This window comes from Labrenzia sp. 5N, from assembly GCF_012395805.1.
Lineage (GTDB): Bacteria > Pseudomonadota > Alphaproteobacteria > Rhizobiales > Stappiaceae > Roseibium > Roseibium algicola.
Map to the genome: position 1 here is coordinate 187811 of NZ_JAAZTM010000002.1, position 18802 is coordinate 206612.

The window sequence follows — 18802 nt, forward strand, 5'->3', positions numbered from 1 at the left end:
ACTGCAGTTTTTGCCAGTGCACCACTTTCACGCCTGAAAAATGCGGGATGGACGGCAAGGAAAAATGCCTGTATAAGCCGCGGCCATCAATGGGCCGATAACTGGATGGCCCTATCCGGTAGACTGCTGACTGGCATGCAGAAGATCCGGAGCAGTTGAAAGATTTCTATGACCGATTTGACTTCTCTCGCCCCGGCGCTGAAGGCCGCGCTGGCGAAACGTGGCTATGAAAACCTCACCTCCGTGCAGGAAAGCGTTCTAAGCGACGCTCCGCCGGAAGCCGACCTTCTGGTATCTGCGCAGACCGGGTCCGGCAAGACCGTTGCCTTTGGCCTCGCACTCGCCCCGACGCTGCTTGACGGACAGGACAGTCTCGGCCAGGCAGGCGCTCCCATCGCGCTGGCCATTGCACCGACCCGCGAACTTGCCCTTCAGGTGAAGGAAGAACTGACCTGGCTTTATAATGAAGCCGGCGCCGTAACCGCCTCTTGTGTCGGCGGCATGGACCCGCGCACCGAACGGCGGACGCTGGAACGTGGTGTTCATATTGTCGTCGGCACGCCTGGCCGCCTGCGCGACCATATCGAACGTGGCGCACTGGACCTGTCGGAGATCAAGGCTGTCGTGCTCGACGAAGCCGACGAGATGCTCGACATGGGCTTCCGTGAAGACCTGGAATTCATCCTGGACACCGCGCCGCAGGACCGGCGCACGCTGATGTTCTCAGCAACGGTTCCAAAGCCGATTGCAGAACTCGCCAAGCGCTTCCAGAAAGATGCCGTTCGACTGTCGACCATCAACGCTCGCGAACAGCACGGCGATATCGACTACGTCGCGCATCCGGTTGCCCCGAACGAGCGCGAAAACGCCATCATCAACGTGCTGCGCCAGCATGAAGCGGAAAAGGCAATCGTCTTCTGCTCGACGCGTGAAGCTGTCAGCCGGCTGACATCGCGCCTTGCGAACCGCGGTTTCTCCATCGTGTCCCTTTCCGGTGAACTCAGCCAGGAACAGCGCTCCAGCGCACTGGCCGCAATGAAGGACGGCCGCGCCCGTGTGTGTGTGGCAACTGACGTTGCTGCACGCGGTATCGACCTGCCGAACCTCGATCTGGTGATCCACGCCGACCTGCCGACAGGCAAGGCCGCCCTGCTGCACCGCTCCGGCCGTACGGGCCGTGCCGGCCGCAAGGGCACCTGTGTGCTCATGGTTCCCTTCCCGCGCCGCCGCCAGGCAGAGCGCGTGCTGCATTTTGCCGGCATCACGGCGACCTGGAAGGGTGCTCCAACTGCAGACGACATTCGTGCCAAGGACAAGGAACGGCTTCTGGCCGATCCCGCACTCAAGGTGGAACTGGAAGAAGAAGAACTGGCGATCGCGAACGAGCTGCTTGCGCTGCACAGCCCGGAACAGCTTGCTGCCGCCTTCGTCAAGCTGCGTCAGTCGCGTCTGCCCGCTCCGGAAGAAGTTTCCGATCTCGATGAGACCTCGCTTCGAGGCAGGGACGCCGGCTCGCGCGGCGGTCGCAACGCGGAAATCACCGGCAAGTTCGAAGACGGCATCTGGTTCTCGCTGTCGCTCGGCCACCGCCAACGCGCAGAACCGCGCTGGATCCTTCCGATGATCTGCCGTGCCGGTCACGTCACCAAGAAGGAAGTCGGCGCAATCAAGATCTTCCAGAACGAGCTCTACTTCGAAATCGCCGGCAGTCATGGCCAGCGCTTCGCCGATGTGGTCAAGCGCGAAGGCACTGGCGAGGAAAATGCCACCATCACACTGCTTGATGCACGTGGCGGCAAGATCCCTGCCCCACCGAAGGAAGACGGCTTCCGCCGTGACCGGTCCGACCGTTCCGGCCCGCCCAAGCGCCGTCCGCGTGGTGCAGATGCACCGGATTATGAAAGCCTCGGTGCCGAAGACAGCATGAAATCCGGCCGGCCGAAGCGCGAAGGCAGAGGCAAGTTCGACGGTCCCAAAGGCAAATTCGACGGGCCGCGCGGCAAGTTTGACGGACCTCGTGGCAAATCCCGCCGCCGGTCCGGTGACGACGATTTCGTGCCGCACCACCCTGCCTACGAGCCTCTGAACACCAAGGAACTGGCGCGCGACCTCGACGGCGGCGACCGCGCTCCCAAGCGCAAGGAACGTGCCGCGGATGGCCCGGACGGCGACCGGCGCAAGCCGCGGACCCGGTCGGCGGCCAACTCCGCGCCGCCAAAGAAAAAGGCCGCAAAGAAAAACAAGCCGTCGCGCGCCGAGCGCAAGGCCTCGAAAACAAAGCCCTGACAGAAAGCCGGTGACCCCTGTCACCGGCTTTTTTCATTTGAACCGGTCTAGGTCTGTCCTGTCTTGCAGGTATCCGGCGCAGGCACGGATGAACCAGCATCGGGCTGGACGATGACAGTGTCCTTGTGCTCGTCAGCGGCCAGAAAGCTGTTCTGCAGGAAGCTTCGCGACGAGGGCGAGGCATTCTTGTTGCCTTCTATCACTGTTCCCTCTATCGGCCGGTTCAGCATATTTGCCCGGAACGGACTGCCGAGATAAAGGTATTCGAAGTCTCCCACAAACAGATTGTCCCGGACCGTGTTGCCATCGTCCTCGATCCGGATGCCCGTGACAAGGTTCTCGAAGCAGTTGTCCTGATACGTGTTGTCTTCGGCGAAATCCTCGTAAAGGTGCAGCTCCATCGGAAACGGCCATCTGGGAGCAAGCGCGTTCTTGTCGACAAAACCGGCGATGAGTTCCGGGTTGAAGTGATACCCCAGAAAAGTGTCGGACTGCCCCCATGGGCGGTCGCCCATCATCGGGGCCAGTGAAACCGGACTGTCGTAAGGGCTCTTGTCGCCGCAGTCCCACATCACCAGATCGCGCGCCTGGCGCGAGGCAACCCAGATGCCGATGTCCATATTCCGAAAGACATTGCCGCGGATGACGTTGCCGTCCGATCCTTGCAGGCGCGGTCGGCTTTCCGGGTTGGTGGTGTGGAACTCCCAACAGTTCTTGTAGTGAAAGATGCCACCGAAAGCGTTGCTGTCGAAGATGTTGTTTTCGATCAGATTGTACGCGGATCCATCCACGGACAGGCCTTCTCGGCGGGTCGGGCCGATGCGCCGGATGCCCTTGTTGGTGAAGAGGCCATTGTTGCGGATCAGATTGCCGGAAACGACGTTCTTCTGCGAACCATGCTCCAAATAGATGCCAACATGGTGACCATCGGCAACGATGGAATTACGGATCGTCGCGCCGACGACGTAGTGATCGACAAAGACGCCTGTCATGTAGGACTTGGTGATGGTCAGATGGTCGAGAACAACCCCTTGAGACGAATTTGCCCGCGCCTCGTCCCGCGCCGCCGCGTCATCCGACGGCGTTTGACCTTCAATCAGGATGCCGCCGGTATCGTCGAGGCGACAATCGCGAATGGTGATGTTTTTCAGGCCTGGCCGAATGGTAATGCCGCGCCGGTGCATGCCCGTGATGGTGCCACCGCGGCAATCCAGCAGGATGTTGTCGGAGGAGATGACGACCGGTTCCGTATAACGGCAATCGGTCTCCAGCAACACCTTGCCAGGCGTCATCTCCGGAAGTGTGCAGGCTCGCAAGGTTTCCGATGCTGGCGTCAATGCCCCATAGATAGCCTGCGTTTCGCCCGCTGCGGTTCCCGACAGGACCGAAAGCAGGCAAAGGATCGGCAGGGCAAGGCACCCTGCCCTCCGGCCCGTCGTTCTATTCATTGACGATGCAGGCAATAACCCAATCCGCTCCGTCCTGGATAAGCTGATAATGGCAGGTGAACTCGAACACGGCTTCGCCGTCCGCCGTTTCCTGGCTCCAGTCGAGGGTCACCAGTGCGACCGAGCCGCTCACGTGGCTGGATACGACGTGAAAGTCCGAATGGGACACGCCTTCCTTCTCCAATGCCTGAAGGAGCGCTTCGATGTTCTCGATCAACTCTTCGTCGTCGTTGAAGACATGCCCCTTCTCGTGCTGCCAGATGATGGTCGGCAGGGCGAAGCAGTCGCAGATCCTGTCGATGTCATAATCGTTGAAGCCGGCCTGATAGTCGTCAAAGAGCTGTGCAATCGCCTCTTCGGCTTCGCCGTTGGCACCAGCTCCGGCGCCGTTTGTCTGGCCGTTGCCGGCACCTGCAAATTCACCGTCGTCCGCCATGACTGCCTCTCCCCCAAAAGGAAATAAATGCCGCAATTTCGCGTGGGCCGGATCAGCCTTGTGCGGCCCGCGCAACGTCGGCGTCCTCGCCGTCGTCATAGCCTATCATATTGAGCGGGCGGGCGTTTCGTCCATTCAATTCGCACCAGTGGACAAGTGCCTCCTCCGCGCCATGGGTCACCCAGATCTGCTCGGCACCCGTTTCCAGAATGGTGCGGCAAAGGTCGTCCCAGTCGGCATGGTCGGACAGGATCAGAGGCAACTCTGCCCCTCTTTGACGCGCCCGCGCCCGAACGCGCATCCACCCCGAGGCCATTGCCGCGACCGGGTCGCCGAACCGGCGGGACCAACGGTCCGAAAGCTGGCCGGGCGGACACAAAACGATTTCACCGGCAAGCTCCTTGCCGCGCTGGCCGACAGGTTCGACATCGCCAAGTTCGATCCCCTGGCTTCGGTAATAGGCCGTCAGCTTCTCCAATGCGCCGTGAAGGTAGACCGTCTTTTGGTAACCGGCCGCCCGCAATTCTGCGAGAACACGTTGCGCCTTGCCGAGCGCATAGGCACCGACCAGATGGGTCTGCTCCGGAAACAGCTCCAGCGACGACAGCAGCTTGGCAATCTCCTCTCGCGCCGGGGGATGACGAAACACCGGCAGACCGAAGGTCGCCTCGGTAACGAAGGTATCGCAGGGCACCACTTCGAAAGGCGCGCAGGTCGGGTCTGCCTGCCGTTTGTAGTCTCCCGATACGACGGTTCGCCGCCCGGCAGATGACAGCAGGACCTGGGCAGAGCCAAGTACATGACCTGCAGGGTGCAGCGAGATCTCGACATCCCGAAGTTTCAACGTCTCGCCATATCCGATCGCTTGCGCCGATCCGCAGAAGTTCTCGCCATACCGGATTGCCATGATGTCGAGGGTCTGGCCCGTTGCCAGCACCGCGCCATGACCCGAACGCGCATGATCTGCGTGGCCATGCGTGATGACCGCCCTTTCGACCGGGCGGACGGGGTCGATATGGACACCTGCTTCAGGACAATAGAGGCCTTCGGGTGTCAGCGTCAGAAGATCGGACATCCGTCGCTAGATAGGTCTGATTTGCGGATGTGCCATGGCCATTCGGCGAAAAGGTCGCATGGCCATGGCGTCGTGGTTCACTGGCAAGTGGCTCACTGACAATAGGAATACTCGATACGGCAGCCGCTTGCGCCGCTGTTCGAGCACCAGCCCATGGCAAAGTTCATCGCTGCCTGTTCGCTGTCGCCAGCGCCAATGCCATTGCTGGAAGGTGAAACGGCCAATGCATGGCACCTTGCCTGGGTGGCGTCCGCAATCCGGCATTGATTGTTGCCGCAATATTGCATGGCGAATTGTTCCGCGGCTGCCCTGGTGGGGGCAGCACCATGACCAAAGGCTCCGCCAGGAGCCAGGGCAAACGCCATCCAGCCACTACCGAGTTGCTGAGCCACTTTCGTGGCCGGCTGCGCAGACGCCTGCGCACCACAAGCTTGATAGACACCGGCAATCTTCGAGCCGTTGGAGCACATGATTCCGCCCCACTGGAAACCGCGCAATCCGCTGTCGGCCACAACTTCAAACCAGTCGTAGCCGTCCATTCGAACACCACTGTTTTTCAGGATGGTGACCCAGGTCCCCTCCGAAAGGCTGCCGACCTGCGCGAAATTCGTTCCCGGACCTGCGCGCAACTTGCCCCCCCGAGATTGGCCCTGGAGATTCAATTGCGTTTCATTTTTTCCAACAGCGTTGCTTGCCTGGCTCTGGCCGATGGAATCTGGCGCCGCTATTTCGCAGTTATGCGACACATCGCCAAGCCAGAGTTCAGGAACGGCTTTAGCCTGCTCAAAAGAGATTTCCTCGTCATCGTTGAAGTAACCACCCCGCCCGTCCGGCACCAGGATTGTCTTGCCGTTGATATCCTCGAGAATTGCGCGTCCCTCTTCCGGGATCGTTTCAATGAAGACGAACTCATTGCCGAGTTTGCAACGATAATTGAGGCTTTCCGAAGCATTTGCGCTTTCACCTGCACAAAGAACGGTTACTGACAAAAGTCCCATAAATACCAATGCTTTCAAAAGAACCTCCCTTAGGTCATATTCGCGCAGAATTGACCATAGGTCACCTGAACACAAGCTGAACAATCAAGGAACATTCCCCCTCGCCTTTCACCCATCCCTGGCCTAAAACCAAAGCCATGGACGTGCAGTTGCTACCAAACAGATTCCAAAGCTGGTTTGCCTCGCGGGGATGGGCTCCAAGGCCCCATCAGCTGCAACTGATCGATCATCTGCAACAGGGCCATTCCACCCTGCTGATTGCGCCAACGGGCGCCGGGAAGACCCTGGCAGGCTTTCTGCCCAGCCTGGTGGAACTGGAAGCGCGGGGAAAGCGCAAACCCGGTTCCGCGGGCAATGGCATCCACACACTTTACATCTCGCCGCTGAAGGCACTTGCGGTCGATATTGCCCGCAACCTGGAGGCTCCGGTTTCGGAAATGGATCTTGCCGTCCGGCTGGAAACCCGCACCGGTGACACGCCCTCTCACAAGCGCCAGCGGCAAAAGCTCAATCCACCGGACATTCTGCTGACCACGCCGGAACAGATTGCCCTGCTTCTGTCGGATCCAGCCTCGGCACGGATGTTTGCCTCGCTTCGAACCGTCATTCTGGACGAGTTGCATGCGCTGGTGACCTCCAAGCGTGGCGACCTCTTGGCACTTGGCCTGGCACGGCTGAGGCGTCTTGTCCCGAACCTCAGGACCATCGGGCTTTCGGCAACTGTCGCCGAACCGGATGACCTGCGCGCCTATCTTGTCGATCAGCCCGACCCGAATGGCCGGGCGCTGTCTCATGTCGTTGAGGTTGCCGGTGGCGCCAAGCCCGACATCTCGATCCTGGAGAGCGAAGAACGCGTTCCCTGGTCCGGCCACTCGTCGCGTTATGCCATTGCCGACATCTACAAGCTGATCAAGGCACACAACGTATCGCTGCTGTTCGTCAACACGCGCAGCCAGGCCGAAATGGTGTTTCAGGAACTCTGGCGCATAAACGAAGACACGCTGCCGATCGCGCTGCATCATGGCTCGCTTGATGTCGGCCAGCGGCGGAAAGTCGAAACGGCCATGGCCTCCGGTGCGCTGAAGGCCGTGGTTGCCACCTCTTCGCTGGATATGGGCATCGACTGGGGCGATATCGATCTGGTGGTCAACATCGGCGCGCCGAAAGGGGCCAGCCGCCTTGCCCAGCGGATCGGCCGCGCCAACCACCGCATGGACGAACCGTCAAAGGCGATCCTCATCCCCTCCAACCGGTTCGAGGTGCTCGAGTGTCAGGCCGCCCTTGCCGCGTCGATGCGCGGTGATCAGGACACGCCGCCGCTGCGCCAGGGCGCACTCGATGTGCTTGCCCAGCATCTGCTCGGCCTTGCCTGCGCAGACCCGTTGGATGCGTTGGATGTCTTTAATGAAATACGTTCCTCTGAAACCTACAGGCATCTCGACTGGGAGACGTTCGAGCGGGTGCTCGATTTCGTCGCCACCGGCGGCTACGCACTGAAAAGCTACGATCAATATGCCAAGCTGCGGAAAGGCCAGGACGGGCTTTGGCGGATTTCCCACCCGAAGATCGCGCAGCAATACCGGCTTAATGTCGGCACCATTGTCGAAGCCCCGATGCTGAAGGTGCGGCTGGTGCGCTCCAAGGCTTCCGGACGAAGGACGCCCGTTGGCCGGGGCGGCCGGGTTCTGGGCGAGATGGAAGAGTATTTTCTGGAGCAGATGGCGCCGGGCGACACGTTTCTTTTCGGCGGCGAGGTGGTGCGTTTCGAGGGCATCCGCGAAAACGAGGCCTATGTCTCGCGCACCACATCGGACAATCCGATGATCCCGTCCTACATGGGCGGAAAATTTCCGCTCTCCACCTATCTCGCTGAAGGCGTCCGCACGATGCTGGCGACACCCGAGAGCTGGAAGGCGCTGCCCGAACAAGTGCGCGACTGGCTGAACATCCAGAGGGAGAAATCCGTCCTGCCTGCAAGGGACGGCTTGCTGGTGGAGACGTTTCCGCGCGCCAACAAGCACTACATGGTCTGTTATCCGTTCGAGGGACGACTGGCGCACCAGACACTTGGCATGCTGCTGACCAAGCGTCTGGAGCGGCTGGGTGCGAACCCGCTCGGCTTCGTCGCCAACGACTATGCGCTTGCCATATGGGGCCTCGGAGACCTGTCTCTGCTGTTTTCTTCCGGCAGAATTCCTCTCGACCGATTGTTCGAGGAAGACATCCTCGGCGACGATCTGGATGCCTGGCTTGCCGAATCCAGCCTCATGAAACGTACGTTTCGTAATTGTGCCGTCATTGCCGGTCTGATCGAACGCCGCCATCCGGGGCTGGAGAAGTCAGGCCGGCAGGTAACCGTATCCTCGGACCTGATCTATGACGTGCTGCGAGCCCATGAACCAGACCACATATTACTCAAGGCAACCTGGAACGACGCCGCCGAAGGACTTTTGGATATCTCGCGTTTGGGGGAACTTCTTGCCCGGATCCGCGGACGAATCACGCATACTGAACTCCCGCACGTCTCTCCCCTTGCCGTGCCAATTCTCCTGGAAATAGGGAAGGAACCGGTCTACGGGGAGGCCATGGACACGCTGTTGGCAGAGGCCGCCGAAGAACTCGTACTGGAGGCTATGGAATGAGTGCCCTGACATCCCATTTGCGCAAATATGCTGCTGCGCCGGTATGTCATGACATTCAGATCAACGGCCAGTTGGTCGGTCTGCACGACAGCGGGATCTTGTGGTGGCCGGACGAGTCCACCCTGATCGTCGCGGATCTCCATCTTGAAAAAGGGTCCAGCTACGCCCGGCGCGGCGTGATGCTGCCGCCCTATGACACCGGAGCAACGCTGGAGAAACTTGCCGGCGTAATCGATGCCTTCGATCCGGCTTGCGTCATTTGCCTCGGCGACAGTTTCCACGATCCCGACGGCTCCGACCGGTTGCCAGCGCCCTACCGCGCGATGCTGACGACCCTTCAGCTCGGCCGTGAATGGATCTGGGTCACGGGAAACCACGATCCGATTGCACCGGTGCGCCTGTGCGGTGTAACGGTTGACGAAATCACCATCGGCCCGCTGACCTTCCGGCACGAACCAATCGAGAAGGTCGGTTCCACGTCGACCGCAGGAGAAATCTGCGGACATCTGCATCCGGCCGCCCGCGTGCGCCGCTTCGGCCGCTCGATCCGGCGGGCCTGCTTCGTTACCGACGGCACCCGTCTTGTCCTGCCCGCCTTTGGCGCGTTGACCGGCGGCCTCAATGTCACCGATGAAGCCTATGGCATGCTCTTCCGGCGACGGCAGTTTTCCGTTTTCATGCTCGGTAATGACCGCCTGTTCCCCTTTACTGCCAGCCGTCTGGTCGGGGACTGACACTTCATCTGCCGCTTGTGCTCATGGCTGCCGTTGGCTAAGCCAGAGCTATGCTGACGAATTCTCCCGTACAAGCTTGCCACTCCGTCCATACCGACAGTGCTTCGCCAGCAATCGCTGCACTGAGTGATGCCGTTCGGAAGTTTGCGAAAACGGAAGGGGTCGCTCCGTCCCCACTCGGCTCCGTCTGGGCTTTGAAACTGTCGGAATGCCTTCCCTATCACCGTGGCCGGAACAAGGGACTTTCGGTCGCCGTTGCCGTATCCGGGCTGAAACGCGTTTGCCTGGGTGACAAGCAGATCGTCAATGACCCCGGCCACGTGATCGCGTTTCATGGTGACGCTTCTTACAGCGCAGTTGTCGAGGGCACACCGGCAAAGCCCTATCTGGCCCTCAAACTGCAATTGTCACCTGAGCTGATTGCTCAAACACTGGTTCGCCTTGCCGAAACCGATGCCCATGCGTCTTCCCCGGCCAAAGGCGCGCTTATCTCCTGTGAACCGCTGGACGATGAACTTGCCGGTTCGCTGCTGCGCCTCGTCACCTCTTTTCGGGATCCGGCCGACTGCCATGTGCTGGCACCGCTGTGCCTGCAGGAAATCTGTTACCGGATCCTGCGGTCCGACGCCTTTGGCGTCTTGAGGACCCTGGTTAGTGCAAGGGATGAAAGGCTGGTCAAGGCCTTGCGCTATATCGAGACCCATGCGGCACAACCGGAGCTGACGATTGCCGAAATCGCAGCCGAAGTTGCCATGAGCCCCTCCCATTTCGCACATGGTTTCACTGCTCTGTTCGGTCAGTCCCCGCTTCAATACCGCAAGCAGGTACGTCTCGACCGCGCCCGGCAACACCTACTGACGTCAAACGCCAGCGTGGCTCGTGCAGCCGAGGCTGCCGGCTATGCAAGCACGTCTCACTTCACGCGTGATTTCAAATCGGCTTTCGGTTTGGCTCCGCGCCAATATGCCGAAACTCTGGACCCGCCTCGCCAGAACGGTACTTGAGGAAAGTTCCGCAGGATCGGGCAGCCGTTCAGCAGGAATGGATCTGTCGCCAGCTACCTTGGCTGTTTATCCCATGCCGGCAACATACAGCCGACGCGGAAAGGATCCCCCATGGCCATCAAAGTTGTCGTTCAATTCAAGGCTCTCAAGGACCGGCAAGAGGCGTTTGAAACCATCATGCACTCGGTTTCGGCCGAGCTTCCGGGCGTGTCCGGATGTCAGGGTGTCGAGGTTCTGAAGGACCTGGACGATGCATGCCGCTTCACGCTTGTCGAAAGCTGGGAAAACGAAGCAATCCACAAGGCACATATCGACGGACTCATTGCTGATGGAACCTGGGCCATGATTTCCGGTCATCTCGCCGAAGATCCGGTAAGTGGCTATTTTCAGACGCTCTAGCGATCGGGCAAGGTCGTCACTTCAGGCGGCCTTTTCTCGCCTGCCTTCACCCAAGCAATGATCAGTTCGTAAAACACCGCCAGGATGACGGGCCCGAGGAAGAGACCGATCAAGCCATAGGCAATGGTGCCGCCGAGAACGCCGATCAGGATCACCAGCATCGGCACGTTGAGGCCACGGGACATCAGGATTGGCCGCAAGACATTGTCGATGAGCATCACCGGAACCATCAGCACGGTGAACAGGAGTGCCGGCACCAGTTCCCAGGAGCTCCAGGCCCAGATGATCGTGGGAATAATCACCAGTGCCGGACCAATCTGGATGATGCACAGGATCAGCGCCACGAAGGTCAGGACGCCGGCAAGCGGCACGGAAAACGATATCAGCACGATCCCCGTCAGCAGCCCCTGGACGACAGCAACACCAATGACACCGCGCGAGACGTTGCGGATGGTGGCACCGGCCAGATCGACAAATTCCGATCCGCGCGGCGCGATGATGCGGTCGGCAAACAGCTTGCTGCCCTTTGCCAGAGACGGGGCCGGCACAAACAGGCAGCCTGCGAGTACGATGGAGACGATGAAGAACAGCACGCTGCCACTGAGCGAAGCCAGAACACCGAGGATGCGGCTGCCGGCCGGAACCAGCGTCGGCCCGACCTTGGCCAGGAGTTGTTCCAGCCCCTGACCGGCGAGTTGCCAGATCTCGGAAATCTTGGCACCGACGACCGGCAACCCGGCGAGTTTCTCAGGCAGGGGCGGCAGCTTGAGGACGCCGTTCGCCATGCCGTGGTACCAGCCCTGAAGCGTGTCCACGAGACTGACGATCAACACGGCAACGGGACCGATCACGATTGCAAGACAGCAGAGCGTGATCAGGACTGCTGCAAGAACCTTTCGTCCACCAAGCCTGGCGACGAGCCAGTCAAACACCGGATAGAGTGCGACCGTCAGCACAACCGCCCAGACCAGGAACAGAAAGAACGGCGCGACGAGCTGAAGTGAAAAATAGGCAAAGAGCCCCAGAACGCCCAGGCGGATGGCGATATCGATGACCTTTGCATCCAGTGTCGGGTCAGGTTTCACAACTGTTTCCACCCGTGGTGTGGATGAGGGTTCTTCTGTCATGTCCGCCTGCCCCAACAGCCTGAAAAATCTTTGGACTCGAGAATAGCCGCGGCGGCGGCAAGCGCCAGCGGAAAGTGCGCGAACATGCGGTTTCCGACGATAACATTCGGCGTTCAGTCAGATGGGTAAGCCCGGTAGGACACAATCGGCTCGAGAAGACGAAATCGGGCGGGCCGAGATCGGGTCTGCCTAGTCCTTGCGGAAGATCACACCGGCGAGCCAGCCTGTGAAAATGGCCAGTGACACCGCGAGGAGGCCATAGAAGAACGGATAGGACTGCGCCAATTCAAAGGTGACCTGTTCGAAACCGCTTTTGGCAACAGCCAGCGTCTGCTCCGTCTGGGCCACCACCTCGCCGTGGAGGAAGAGGAAGCTTTTGACCTTGTAGTCGCCCACGGGGATGTTGGCTGGCAGGGGGATATTTGTTCGGAACATTGTGTCGGTCAGAAAGGTGATCGAGGTCTGCTGTTCCGAGTAAAGACCCATCTGCTCCCGCAGCCGGACGAAGGCGCGGCGAAAATCATCCCTGTCTGACAGAGCGACATTGGAAACGCCCGAGACAGCCAGGTTGATGTGGTTGAGGCCGATGCCAAGGTCGTCAAGAACCGTGCGGTTCGCAAGGTTGCCGATATTGATGGTGCTGGCGACCGCGTAGTAGGAAGGGACGTTCTGGAACCGCTCGGCCTCCCGGTTCACCCAAACGCCCAGAAAACGGCCCTTGCGCCGCGTGGTGATGTCCTGCGGTGGTCCTTCCACGACGATGGCCAGTTCATAGCCGCTCGGATCGTTGGGTTGGCGCTCGATGTTGCTTGCCTGCCCGAAGATGACGATTTCCGTGCCCGTGAAATTGGACTGGATCGAAATCAGATCCGAGGACAGGGACGTCACCAGTTCCTGGTTCGGCCGGCTCTGGGCAGCAGCGCCGGTTACCAGGCCAACGACAATCGACAGAAGCAGGATCAGCCGGCTCATGCCCCTGCCCCCTTCCGGATCGCGATGGAATAGAAATCGTCCGGTGTCAGCAGCAGGTCGACCGCAAAGCGCAAGCCGACAGCCAGGACCAGAAGCGCAAGCAGCAGACGCAATTGATCGCCGCGCAGGTTCTGGCCCATGCGAGCTCCGAACTGGGCTCCGATCACCCCGCCGACCATCAGCGTCATGGCCAGAACGATGTCGACAGTCTTCGTGCCCATGGCATGGAACACGGTTGCAGCTGCCATTGTGAAAAGGATCTGGAACAGGGATGTGCCGATGACGATGCTGGTGGGCACGCGCAGCAGGTAAATCAGCGCAGGCACCATCATGAAGCCGCCGCCGATCCCCAGGATCGTGCCGAGAAAGCCGATGATCGCGCCAAGGCCGACAACCGGGATGATGCTCACATAAAGCTTGGAGCGCCGGAAACGGACCTTCAGCGGCAACCCGTGGATCCAGTTATGCTGACCGGGTTTGCGGGCTTTGGGCGCAACGCCGGACTTGCGCCGACGGATGGCACGGATGGATTCGAACAGCATCAGGCCGCCAATGGCGCCCAGGAACGTCACATAGGACAGCGAAATCACGACATCCAGCTGACCGATGGACTGAAGAACCTCAAACAATATGACGCCGATAAACGACCCTATGACACCGCCGCAGAGCAGGATTGTGCCAAGTTTCAGGTCGATGGCCTTTCGTCGCCAATAGGTGACGACGGCCGATGACGAAGAGGCAACCACCTGCGTGGTGACAGTGGCAACGGAAACCGCGGGCGGGATACCGGAGAAGATCAAAAGCGGTGTCAGCAGGAAGCCACCGCCAATACCGAACAGCCCCGACAGAAAACCCACGGCGCCGCCCATGCCGAATATCACGAAGATATTCACCGGAATCTCGGCTATGGGCAGGTATAATTGCACGGGATCAACCGGAAAACTGCAGAAATGACTGCGTAAAGATTACGATGAAATGGTTAAAGACCTGTACAGTCCGGCATGTCAACCGGCCAGCAGGTCGGTTTGGTTCGGTTCGCCGATTTTAGACAAGTGCCAGGCGGAATTCGACCATTGCGTTGCGCAAATATCCCGCGTTCCGGTCTGTTTTTGAAACCACGCCCATAGGGCTTCACGTTCGAATATCTGACCGCATTCGGGCTCTGCCTTTTCCATCGGCAAATTGCCTGTAGCGCCGTTACCGAAGAAAATTCCATTTCGTGTCACCGTGAAAAAACAATGCGGGCCGCAAAGTGAAAACACCCAGCCGGGCATCTGGCCTGGCTGGGTGTTCGTTTCATCAGGTCGCCGTTTGTCGCGCCCACCCCGGATACACCAAGGGATGGTCTAGATCGCCTGGCTCTTCAACTCGTCCAGCAGACGGTTGTCGACTTCTCCGGTTTCCGGCATTCCGATGCTCCGCTGGAAGGCGCGGATCGCGCTGCGGGTGCGCGGACCCATCTGGCCGTCCGGGGTACCGGTGTCAAAACCAAGGTAGTTGAGCTTGTCCTGGGCTTCCTTGACCATGGCCGTGTTGTCGGGCGCCTGGATCGACACCTTTTCCGCCGGCAATGTAGCGCTGTCCACCCAACCCGGCTCCATCGTCACCTTGTTGGCCGCTGCGTTCGGCGTCTTCAGCTTGAAGTTTTCGACCGCGAGCCGAGCATTGGCCAGGGTTTCCTGGTCCATCATGTTGGCGACATCGTCGCGGCGCTTGGCTGCTTCCGGGTCGCCCTGATCAGCCGCAATCGCGAACCATTTGTAGCTGGCGACCAGGTCCTTATCGACGCCGATGCCTCCGGCATAGAGGATGCCCAGGTTGAACAGGCTGTCCTTGACGCCGAAATTGGCGGCTTCTTCGAACCACTTGGCAGCAGCTGCATAGTCAGGCTGTTCACCACCTCCCTCGGCATAAAGAACCGCGAGGTTATGCATGGCCTTCGCATTACCGGCCTCGGCCGCCTTGGAATACCAGGCCTTTGCCTTCGGCAGGTCCTTGTCGACACCACGGCCTTTTTCGTAGAGGCTTGCGAGCCTGTACTGGGCAGGTGCGAGACCCTTGTCGGCCGCTTTCTGATACCAGACTGCTGCCTTGGACAGATCCGCCGATACACCGCTGCCTTCGGTGAATTTCACACCCACCAGGAATTCTGCGGCCGCATTGCCACTGGCAGCAGCGCTACGCAGCGCCATCGGGCCAACGCCTTCCGGCGGCAGGTTTGCAAGGAGGCTTGCCGGAGCGCCGGCTTCGCTTGCCGGTTGGAACCCGGACACAGTGCTTTCACCTGCTTCGCCGAAGCTGCTTGCAACGCCTGCGGGCGGCGCGAACGCCAGTTCGGTTTCAGGGGCAAGCGGACCGGACGCGGAAGCAGCCTCAACATTGTTGCTTTCGGTGACCGGTGTCGTTTGCGGCGGCGCGGACTGCGCTGATGCAACAGCCGGGGCCTGTTCTGACATCGTGTCGGCTGTCTCGTCCGGCATCGCGCTGACAGGCACGGATTCTGCGCCTTCGGCCGCAGATCCGACGCCGCGGCTTTCTGCCAGAGCAACCTCGCTAGTAACCTCAACGTCCGGCTGAACGTCGGCTTGTACCGGAGCAGCGTCTGCCATTTCCGGCGCAGGAACCGCTTCAACGGTTTCCGGCGTGTTCGCGGCAAGCTGATCGGCCTCTTCCGGGCTACCGGTTGCCAGGCGGAACACCTGCAGTGTTCCGATCAACAGGACAACGGCGGCAGCTGTATAGAGAATGGCCCGACGCCGGCCGCTGGAGGCCTGCGGAGCTTCCGGCGCCGGGCGATCACCCGGCAGAACGGCAGAATCCTGGGTTTCAAACGCCTGATCGGCAACGTCCTCGGCATTCAGCTCCAGATCTCCGACCGGTTCGGCCTTGTCTTCCTTCGCAGCGGACTTGTCGCGCTTGAGAACGTTGCGCAGCCAGCCGACACGGGCCTTGCCGCGTTCCTCGTCGGCAGCTTCAGGTTCTTCCGTTACCTTCTGCCGCTTTTCCAGCTGGGCAGCTTCCGCCGAAGCTGCCTGTGCTGCGCGGCGGGCAGCTGCGATGAAGTCTGCCTTGCGATCACGGGTCCGGTCATCGGCTCGCGGTGCCTGCGATGCATCAGCGGGCTGCTGCTCGCCTTCCGTCTTCCTGGCCTGTGGGGCCTTGGAGAACAACGGGGCCGGTTCATCAACCTTGATCGGGGAGAAGCTGGAGGCCGGCGTTTCACCGAAGTGGTCGGCACGTTCCAGGTTGTCCAGGCGCTCGGTCAGCGAGCCCAGCACGGACTTGACCCCGTCAAAAGTGTTCCGCGTCCGTTCGTCAGTACCTTCAGCAGCGTCAAGCAACCGCTTCAGATCGGACTGAAGCTCCGTGATGGCCTGATCGTACTGGCCGTTTCTCGGTGCCGGTGCGCTTTCGATCGCTTCCCTTGCCGCTTCGCGGGCGATGCCCACAACGTCTGAGCGGGTTTTTTCCAGGCCCTTCTCGATCCGCTCCAGGAACGGCGAGAACTGCTCCATGCTGAACGCCTGAGTGGACGTGCTTTCGATCTGTTCCGCGAGCGCGGCAACCTTGGCTCCAAGCTGTTCGAAGCGGCTGTCGTCGGTAACTTCGGCACCCTTCGACACGATCTGTGCCAGATCGGCAATCCGCTGTTCGAGCGCTTCTGTCGATGCCGGTGCCGACACGCTGGCACGCATGGATCCGATCTCCGCGCGCAGCTTGTCGAGGTCCGATGTCGTGACCGTGTCTTTCGGCTGATCCAGACGAGCAGTCAGATCGTTCAACCGCTCCTGAAGCTGGGCCATGAACTTGGTGTCCGGCGCATTGCCGCCGGACCGCATCGCGGCTGCATCCAGAACCGGCACCGGGCGCGCAGATTTCTTTTCGATCGCGTCGATCTTGCCGGAGATCGTTTCCAGACGCTGTTCCAGCGCTGCAAAGGCGCCCGTGTCGGTCGACGGAAGCGGACCTGCTTGCTCCATCCTCTCGAGACGGTCAACGATTTCGTCGAGGCGCCGGTCAACCTGACCCAGATGCTGAGTGTCCACCGGAGCTGCACGGTCGTCGGCCATCATGCCGACGATGTCTTCCAGGCGGCCCTGCAGCCTGGAGATCGTTTCCGGCTCGGGCATGCGTTGTTCCATGGCGGACAGACGGCTGTCCAGGCCGCGCTGTTCCCGTGCCAGGACTTCCAGATCGTCGAGGCGGCCGGACACGAATTTCATCCGGTCATCGATACCCTCGACAAGACCCTTGATATCGATCTGTTCGACAAAGCCGCGCACTTCACGCAGTTCCGCGCGAAGCGGTTCGATATCGGCATGGCCCTTGCGCTGCAGGAGCTCTTCCATACGTTCGGCAATGCTGACGACCCGGTCTTCCAGCACCATCATGTGCTCGGACCGCGGCAGGGCGGCGAAGGCGTCCTCGATTTCGTTGAGGCGCGCGGTCACACCGCGCAGGACGCGGGGATCCACAGACGCACGGGACAATTCATCAAGGCGCTGCAGGATATGGGCATATCCGTGCTCCAGGGTCTGGAGTGCCCCTTCCACGTTCGTGCGGCCGACCATGTCCTTCAGGTCAGCGACTTCCTTGCGGATCTCTCGGGCAAGCTGGTCGTTCTTCTTGTCGGCACGCAGACGCTCGACCATGTCGGACAGGCGACGCAGTTCCGCATTCTGCCGGCTCACGGTTTCGTTGGTGCCGCGCGACAGGCCGCCAAGTGCCTCGCGCAGCGAACCAAGCTCATCGCGAACCTGATTGAAGGCCTGTTCCTGCGGCGCTCTCAATGCGTCGATGCGGCGGCCAAGATCCTTGTAGATATGCATGGACGCTTCGCTTCTGGAGCGTACGTCCCGGTCGCGCTGGCGAGAGGGCTGCGGTGCATAGTGCGCTTCGTAGGCATCGTCCTCGTCATAATAGGGTTCGTCAGCCGGCAGATTGTCGATGGCATAGCTTCCCGGGCGAGGACGTGGCTTCGGCGCCGGCCGAAGCGGCTCATCCCGGTAGTCCGCGCGATGCTCCTGACGATAGTCTTCCCGCGGGTCCGGTCTCGCAAGCCCCTGCACCTGTTCGTCCAATCGGTCGAGCGCACCCATGACTTCATCAATGCCCGGCTCGCGGCGAGGCACCCTGCGGCGCGGCGCAGACTGGTGAGGCTCCGGCCGACGCACTTCGGGCCGGCGTGGTTCCGCCTGGTCGGCCAGTAGCCGGTCCAGCTCGTCGGCCACGGCGTCGAGATCCTCGTCACGTTCCTCGGAGGGATAACGGTCATTTTTGCCAAGCGCCGTTGCAGTGCGCGTCAACCGTTCTATGCGGTTTCGCGCCGGCTCGCGGCGTGGTGCATCGTAAAAGTCGTCGCCTTCATACGCATCACGGCCGCGGCGTCCTGCCTCGTTTTTCTTCCAAGCCGGCATCTCTTGACCCTGGGCTGACGGTCATTCAGACCGCTGATGAAACAGGCTGCGCCATGATTCCGTCGAGGACGGGACAGGCACAGCGTTTTGAAAGACTTTGTCGTTTTAGGGTAAACAGGCCGTTAATTGGCCTTGCTAAATGCGAAAACAGACTGTTTTCGAATGAAAATCCGATGTTCACGCGATCAGGGTGACGCGAATCGGCAAACGCTGCGTTAACGAATTTTTCCCCTGCGACCTTACGTGACTGGACCTTAACGCAAA

The 18802-nt window shown here is 60.4% G+C and carries 14 protein-coding genes; 5 read left to right on the forward strand and 9 right to left on the reverse strand.

What is annotated here, in order from left to right:
* Positions 1-168: 168 nt before the first annotated feature.
* Complete coding sequence (locus HEP89_RS01670) at positions 169-2286, forward strand: DEAD/DEAH box helicase (RefSeq protein WP_075281402.1); 2118 nt, start codon at positions 169-171, stop codon at positions 2284-2286.
* 47 nt (positions 2287-2333) lie between these two features.
* On the opposite strand, the gene HEP89_RS01675 is transcribed toward HEP89_RS01670, so the two are convergent.
* The 4 genes from HEP89_RS01675 to HEP89_RS01690 all read right to left on the reverse strand — a co-directional run bounded on the left by HEP89_RS01675 (position 2334) and on the right by HEP89_RS01690 (position 6327).
* On the reverse strand, positions 2334-3734 hold the full coding sequence (locus HEP89_RS01675; RefSeq protein WP_168691195.1) for a right-handed parallel beta-helix repeat-containing protein: 1401 nt from the start codon (positions 3732-3734) through the stop codon (positions 2334-2336).
* Positions 3727-4170: a DUF4440 domain-containing protein gene (locus HEP89_RS01680; protein WP_023001766.1), complete on the reverse strand. Its 444-nt coding sequence runs from the start codon at positions 4168-4170 to the stop codon at positions 3727-3729. The genes HEP89_RS01675 and HEP89_RS01680 overlap by 8 nt, the downstream gene beginning before the upstream one ends.
* A gap of 52 nt (positions 4171-4222) precedes the next feature.
* Positions 4223-5245 carry a ligase-associated DNA damage response exonuclease gene (locus HEP89_RS01685; protein WP_168691196.1) on the reverse strand — a complete coding sequence of 341 codons (1023 nt, stop codon included), beginning with the start codon at positions 5243-5245 and terminating at the stop codon, positions 4223-4225.
* Positions 5246-5337: 92 nt separating this feature from the next.
* Entirely contained in the window at positions 5338-6327 is a 990-nt protein-coding gene (locus HEP89_RS01690; protein ID WP_168691197.1) for a DUF4189 domain-containing protein, read from the reverse strand.
* 53 nt (positions 6328-6380) lie between these two features.
* On the opposite strand from HEP89_RS01690, the gene HEP89_RS01695 reads away from it, so the two are divergent.
* The 4 genes from HEP89_RS01695 to HEP89_RS01710 all read left to right on the forward strand — a co-directional run bounded on the left by HEP89_RS01695 (position 6381) and on the right by HEP89_RS01710 (position 11022).
* Positions 6381-8885 (forward strand): ligase-associated DNA damage response DEXH box helicase, encoded by a 2505-nt coding sequence (locus HEP89_RS01695; RefSeq protein WP_168691198.1) that lies wholly within the window; start codon positions 6381-6383, stop codon positions 8883-8885.
* Entirely contained in the window at positions 8882-9619 is a 738-nt protein-coding gene (gene pdeM, locus HEP89_RS01700; RefSeq protein WP_023001770.1) for a ligase-associated DNA damage response endonuclease PdeM, read from the forward strand. Before HEP89_RS01695 ends, pdeM begins: the two co-directional genes overlap by 4 nt.
* A 50-nt stretch (positions 9620-9669) precedes the next feature.
* Complete coding sequence (locus HEP89_RS01705; RefSeq protein ID WP_077290608.1) at positions 9670-10623, forward strand: AraC family transcriptional regulator; 954 nt, start codon at positions 9670-9672, stop codon at positions 10621-10623.
* A gap of 111 nt (positions 10624-10734) precedes the next feature.
* Entirely contained in the window at positions 10735-11022 is a 288-nt protein-coding gene (locus HEP89_RS01710) for an antibiotic biosynthesis monooxygenase family protein (RefSeq protein ID WP_062489967.1), read from the forward strand.
* On the opposite strand, the gene HEP89_RS01715 is transcribed toward HEP89_RS01710, so the two are convergent.
* The 5 genes from HEP89_RS01715 to HEP89_RS01735 form a co-directional block, all read right to left on the reverse strand.
* The gene (locus tag HEP89_RS01715) at positions 11019-12149 is read right to left on the reverse strand and encodes an AI-2E family transporter (protein ID WP_062489968.1); all 1131 of its coding nucleotides are present in this window, start codon (positions 12147-12149) and stop codon (positions 11019-11021) included. The genes HEP89_RS01710 and HEP89_RS01715 overlap by 4 nt on opposite strands.
* 189 nt (positions 12150-12338) lie before the next feature.
* Positions 12339-13121, reverse strand: a complete 783-nt coding sequence (locus tag HEP89_RS01720) for a TIGR02186 family protein (RefSeq protein ID WP_023001774.1) — start codon at positions 13119-13121, stop codon at positions 12339-12341.
* Positions 13118-14047, reverse strand: a complete 930-nt coding sequence (locus HEP89_RS01725; RefSeq protein ID WP_031269647.1) for a sulfite exporter TauE/SafE family protein — start codon at positions 14045-14047, stop codon at positions 13118-13120. The genes HEP89_RS01720 and HEP89_RS01725 overlap by 4 nt, the downstream gene beginning before the upstream one ends.
* A gap of 78 nt (positions 14048-14125) precedes the next feature.
* Positions 14126-14395, reverse strand: coding sequence for a hypothetical protein (locus HEP89_RS01730; protein ID WP_168691199.1), 270 nt, complete (start codon positions 14393-14395; stop codon positions 14126-14128).
* Between the two features lie 72 nt (positions 14396-14467).
* A complete protein-coding gene (locus HEP89_RS01735; RefSeq protein ID WP_168691200.1) occupies positions 14468-18538 on the reverse strand; it encodes a peptidoglycan-binding protein in 4071 nt (1356 codons plus the stop codon).
* Positions 18539-18802: the final 264 nt, after the last annotated feature.

Excerpts from the sequence above, each read along its gene's own strand:
- HEP89_RS01670 (WP_075281402.1), top strand. The coding sequence starts at position 169 with ATGACCGATTTGACTTCTCTCGCCCCGGCGCTGAAGGCCGCGCTGGCG.
- HEP89_RS01675 (WP_168691195.1), bottom strand. The coding sequence starts at position 3,734 with ATGAATAGAACGACGGGCCGGAGGGCAGGGTGCCTTGCCCTGCCGATC.
- HEP89_RS01680 (WP_023001766.1), bottom strand. The coding sequence starts at position 4,170 with ATGGCGGACGACGGTGAATTTGCAGGTGCCGGCAACGGCCAGACAAAC.
- HEP89_RS01685 (WP_168691196.1), bottom strand. The coding sequence starts at position 5,245 with ATGTCCGATCTTCTGACGCTGACACCCGAAGGCCTCTATTGTCCTGAA.
- HEP89_RS01695 (WP_168691198.1), top strand. The coding sequence starts at position 6,381 with ATGGACGTGCAGTTGCTACCAAACAGATTCCAAAGCTGGTTTGCCTCG.
- pdeM (WP_023001770.1), top strand. The coding sequence starts at position 8,882 with ATGAGTGCCCTGACATCCCATTTGCGCAAATATGCTGCTGCGCCGGTA.
- HEP89_RS01705 (WP_077290608.1), top strand. The coding sequence starts at position 9,670 with ATGCTGACGAATTCTCCCGTACAAGCTTGCCACTCCGTCCATACCGAC.
- HEP89_RS01710 (WP_062489967.1), top strand. The coding sequence starts at position 10,735 with ATGGCCATCAAAGTTGTCGTTCAATTCAAGGCTCTCAAGGACCGGCAA.
- HEP89_RS01715 (WP_062489968.1), bottom strand. The coding sequence starts at position 12,149 with ATGACAGAAGAACCCTCATCCACACCACGGGTGGAAACAGTTGTGAAA.
- HEP89_RS01720 (WP_023001774.1), bottom strand. The coding sequence starts at position 13,121 with ATGAGCCGGCTGATCCTGCTTCTGTCGATTGTCGTTGGCCTGGTAACC.
- HEP89_RS01730 (WP_168691199.1), bottom strand. The coding sequence starts at position 14,395 with ATGCCCGGCTGGGTGTTTTCACTTTGCGGCCCGCATTGTTTTTTCACG.
- HEP89_RS01735 (WP_168691200.1), bottom strand. The coding sequence starts at position 18,538 with ATGCCGGCTTGGAAGAAAAACGAGGCAGGACGCCGCGGCCGTGATGCG.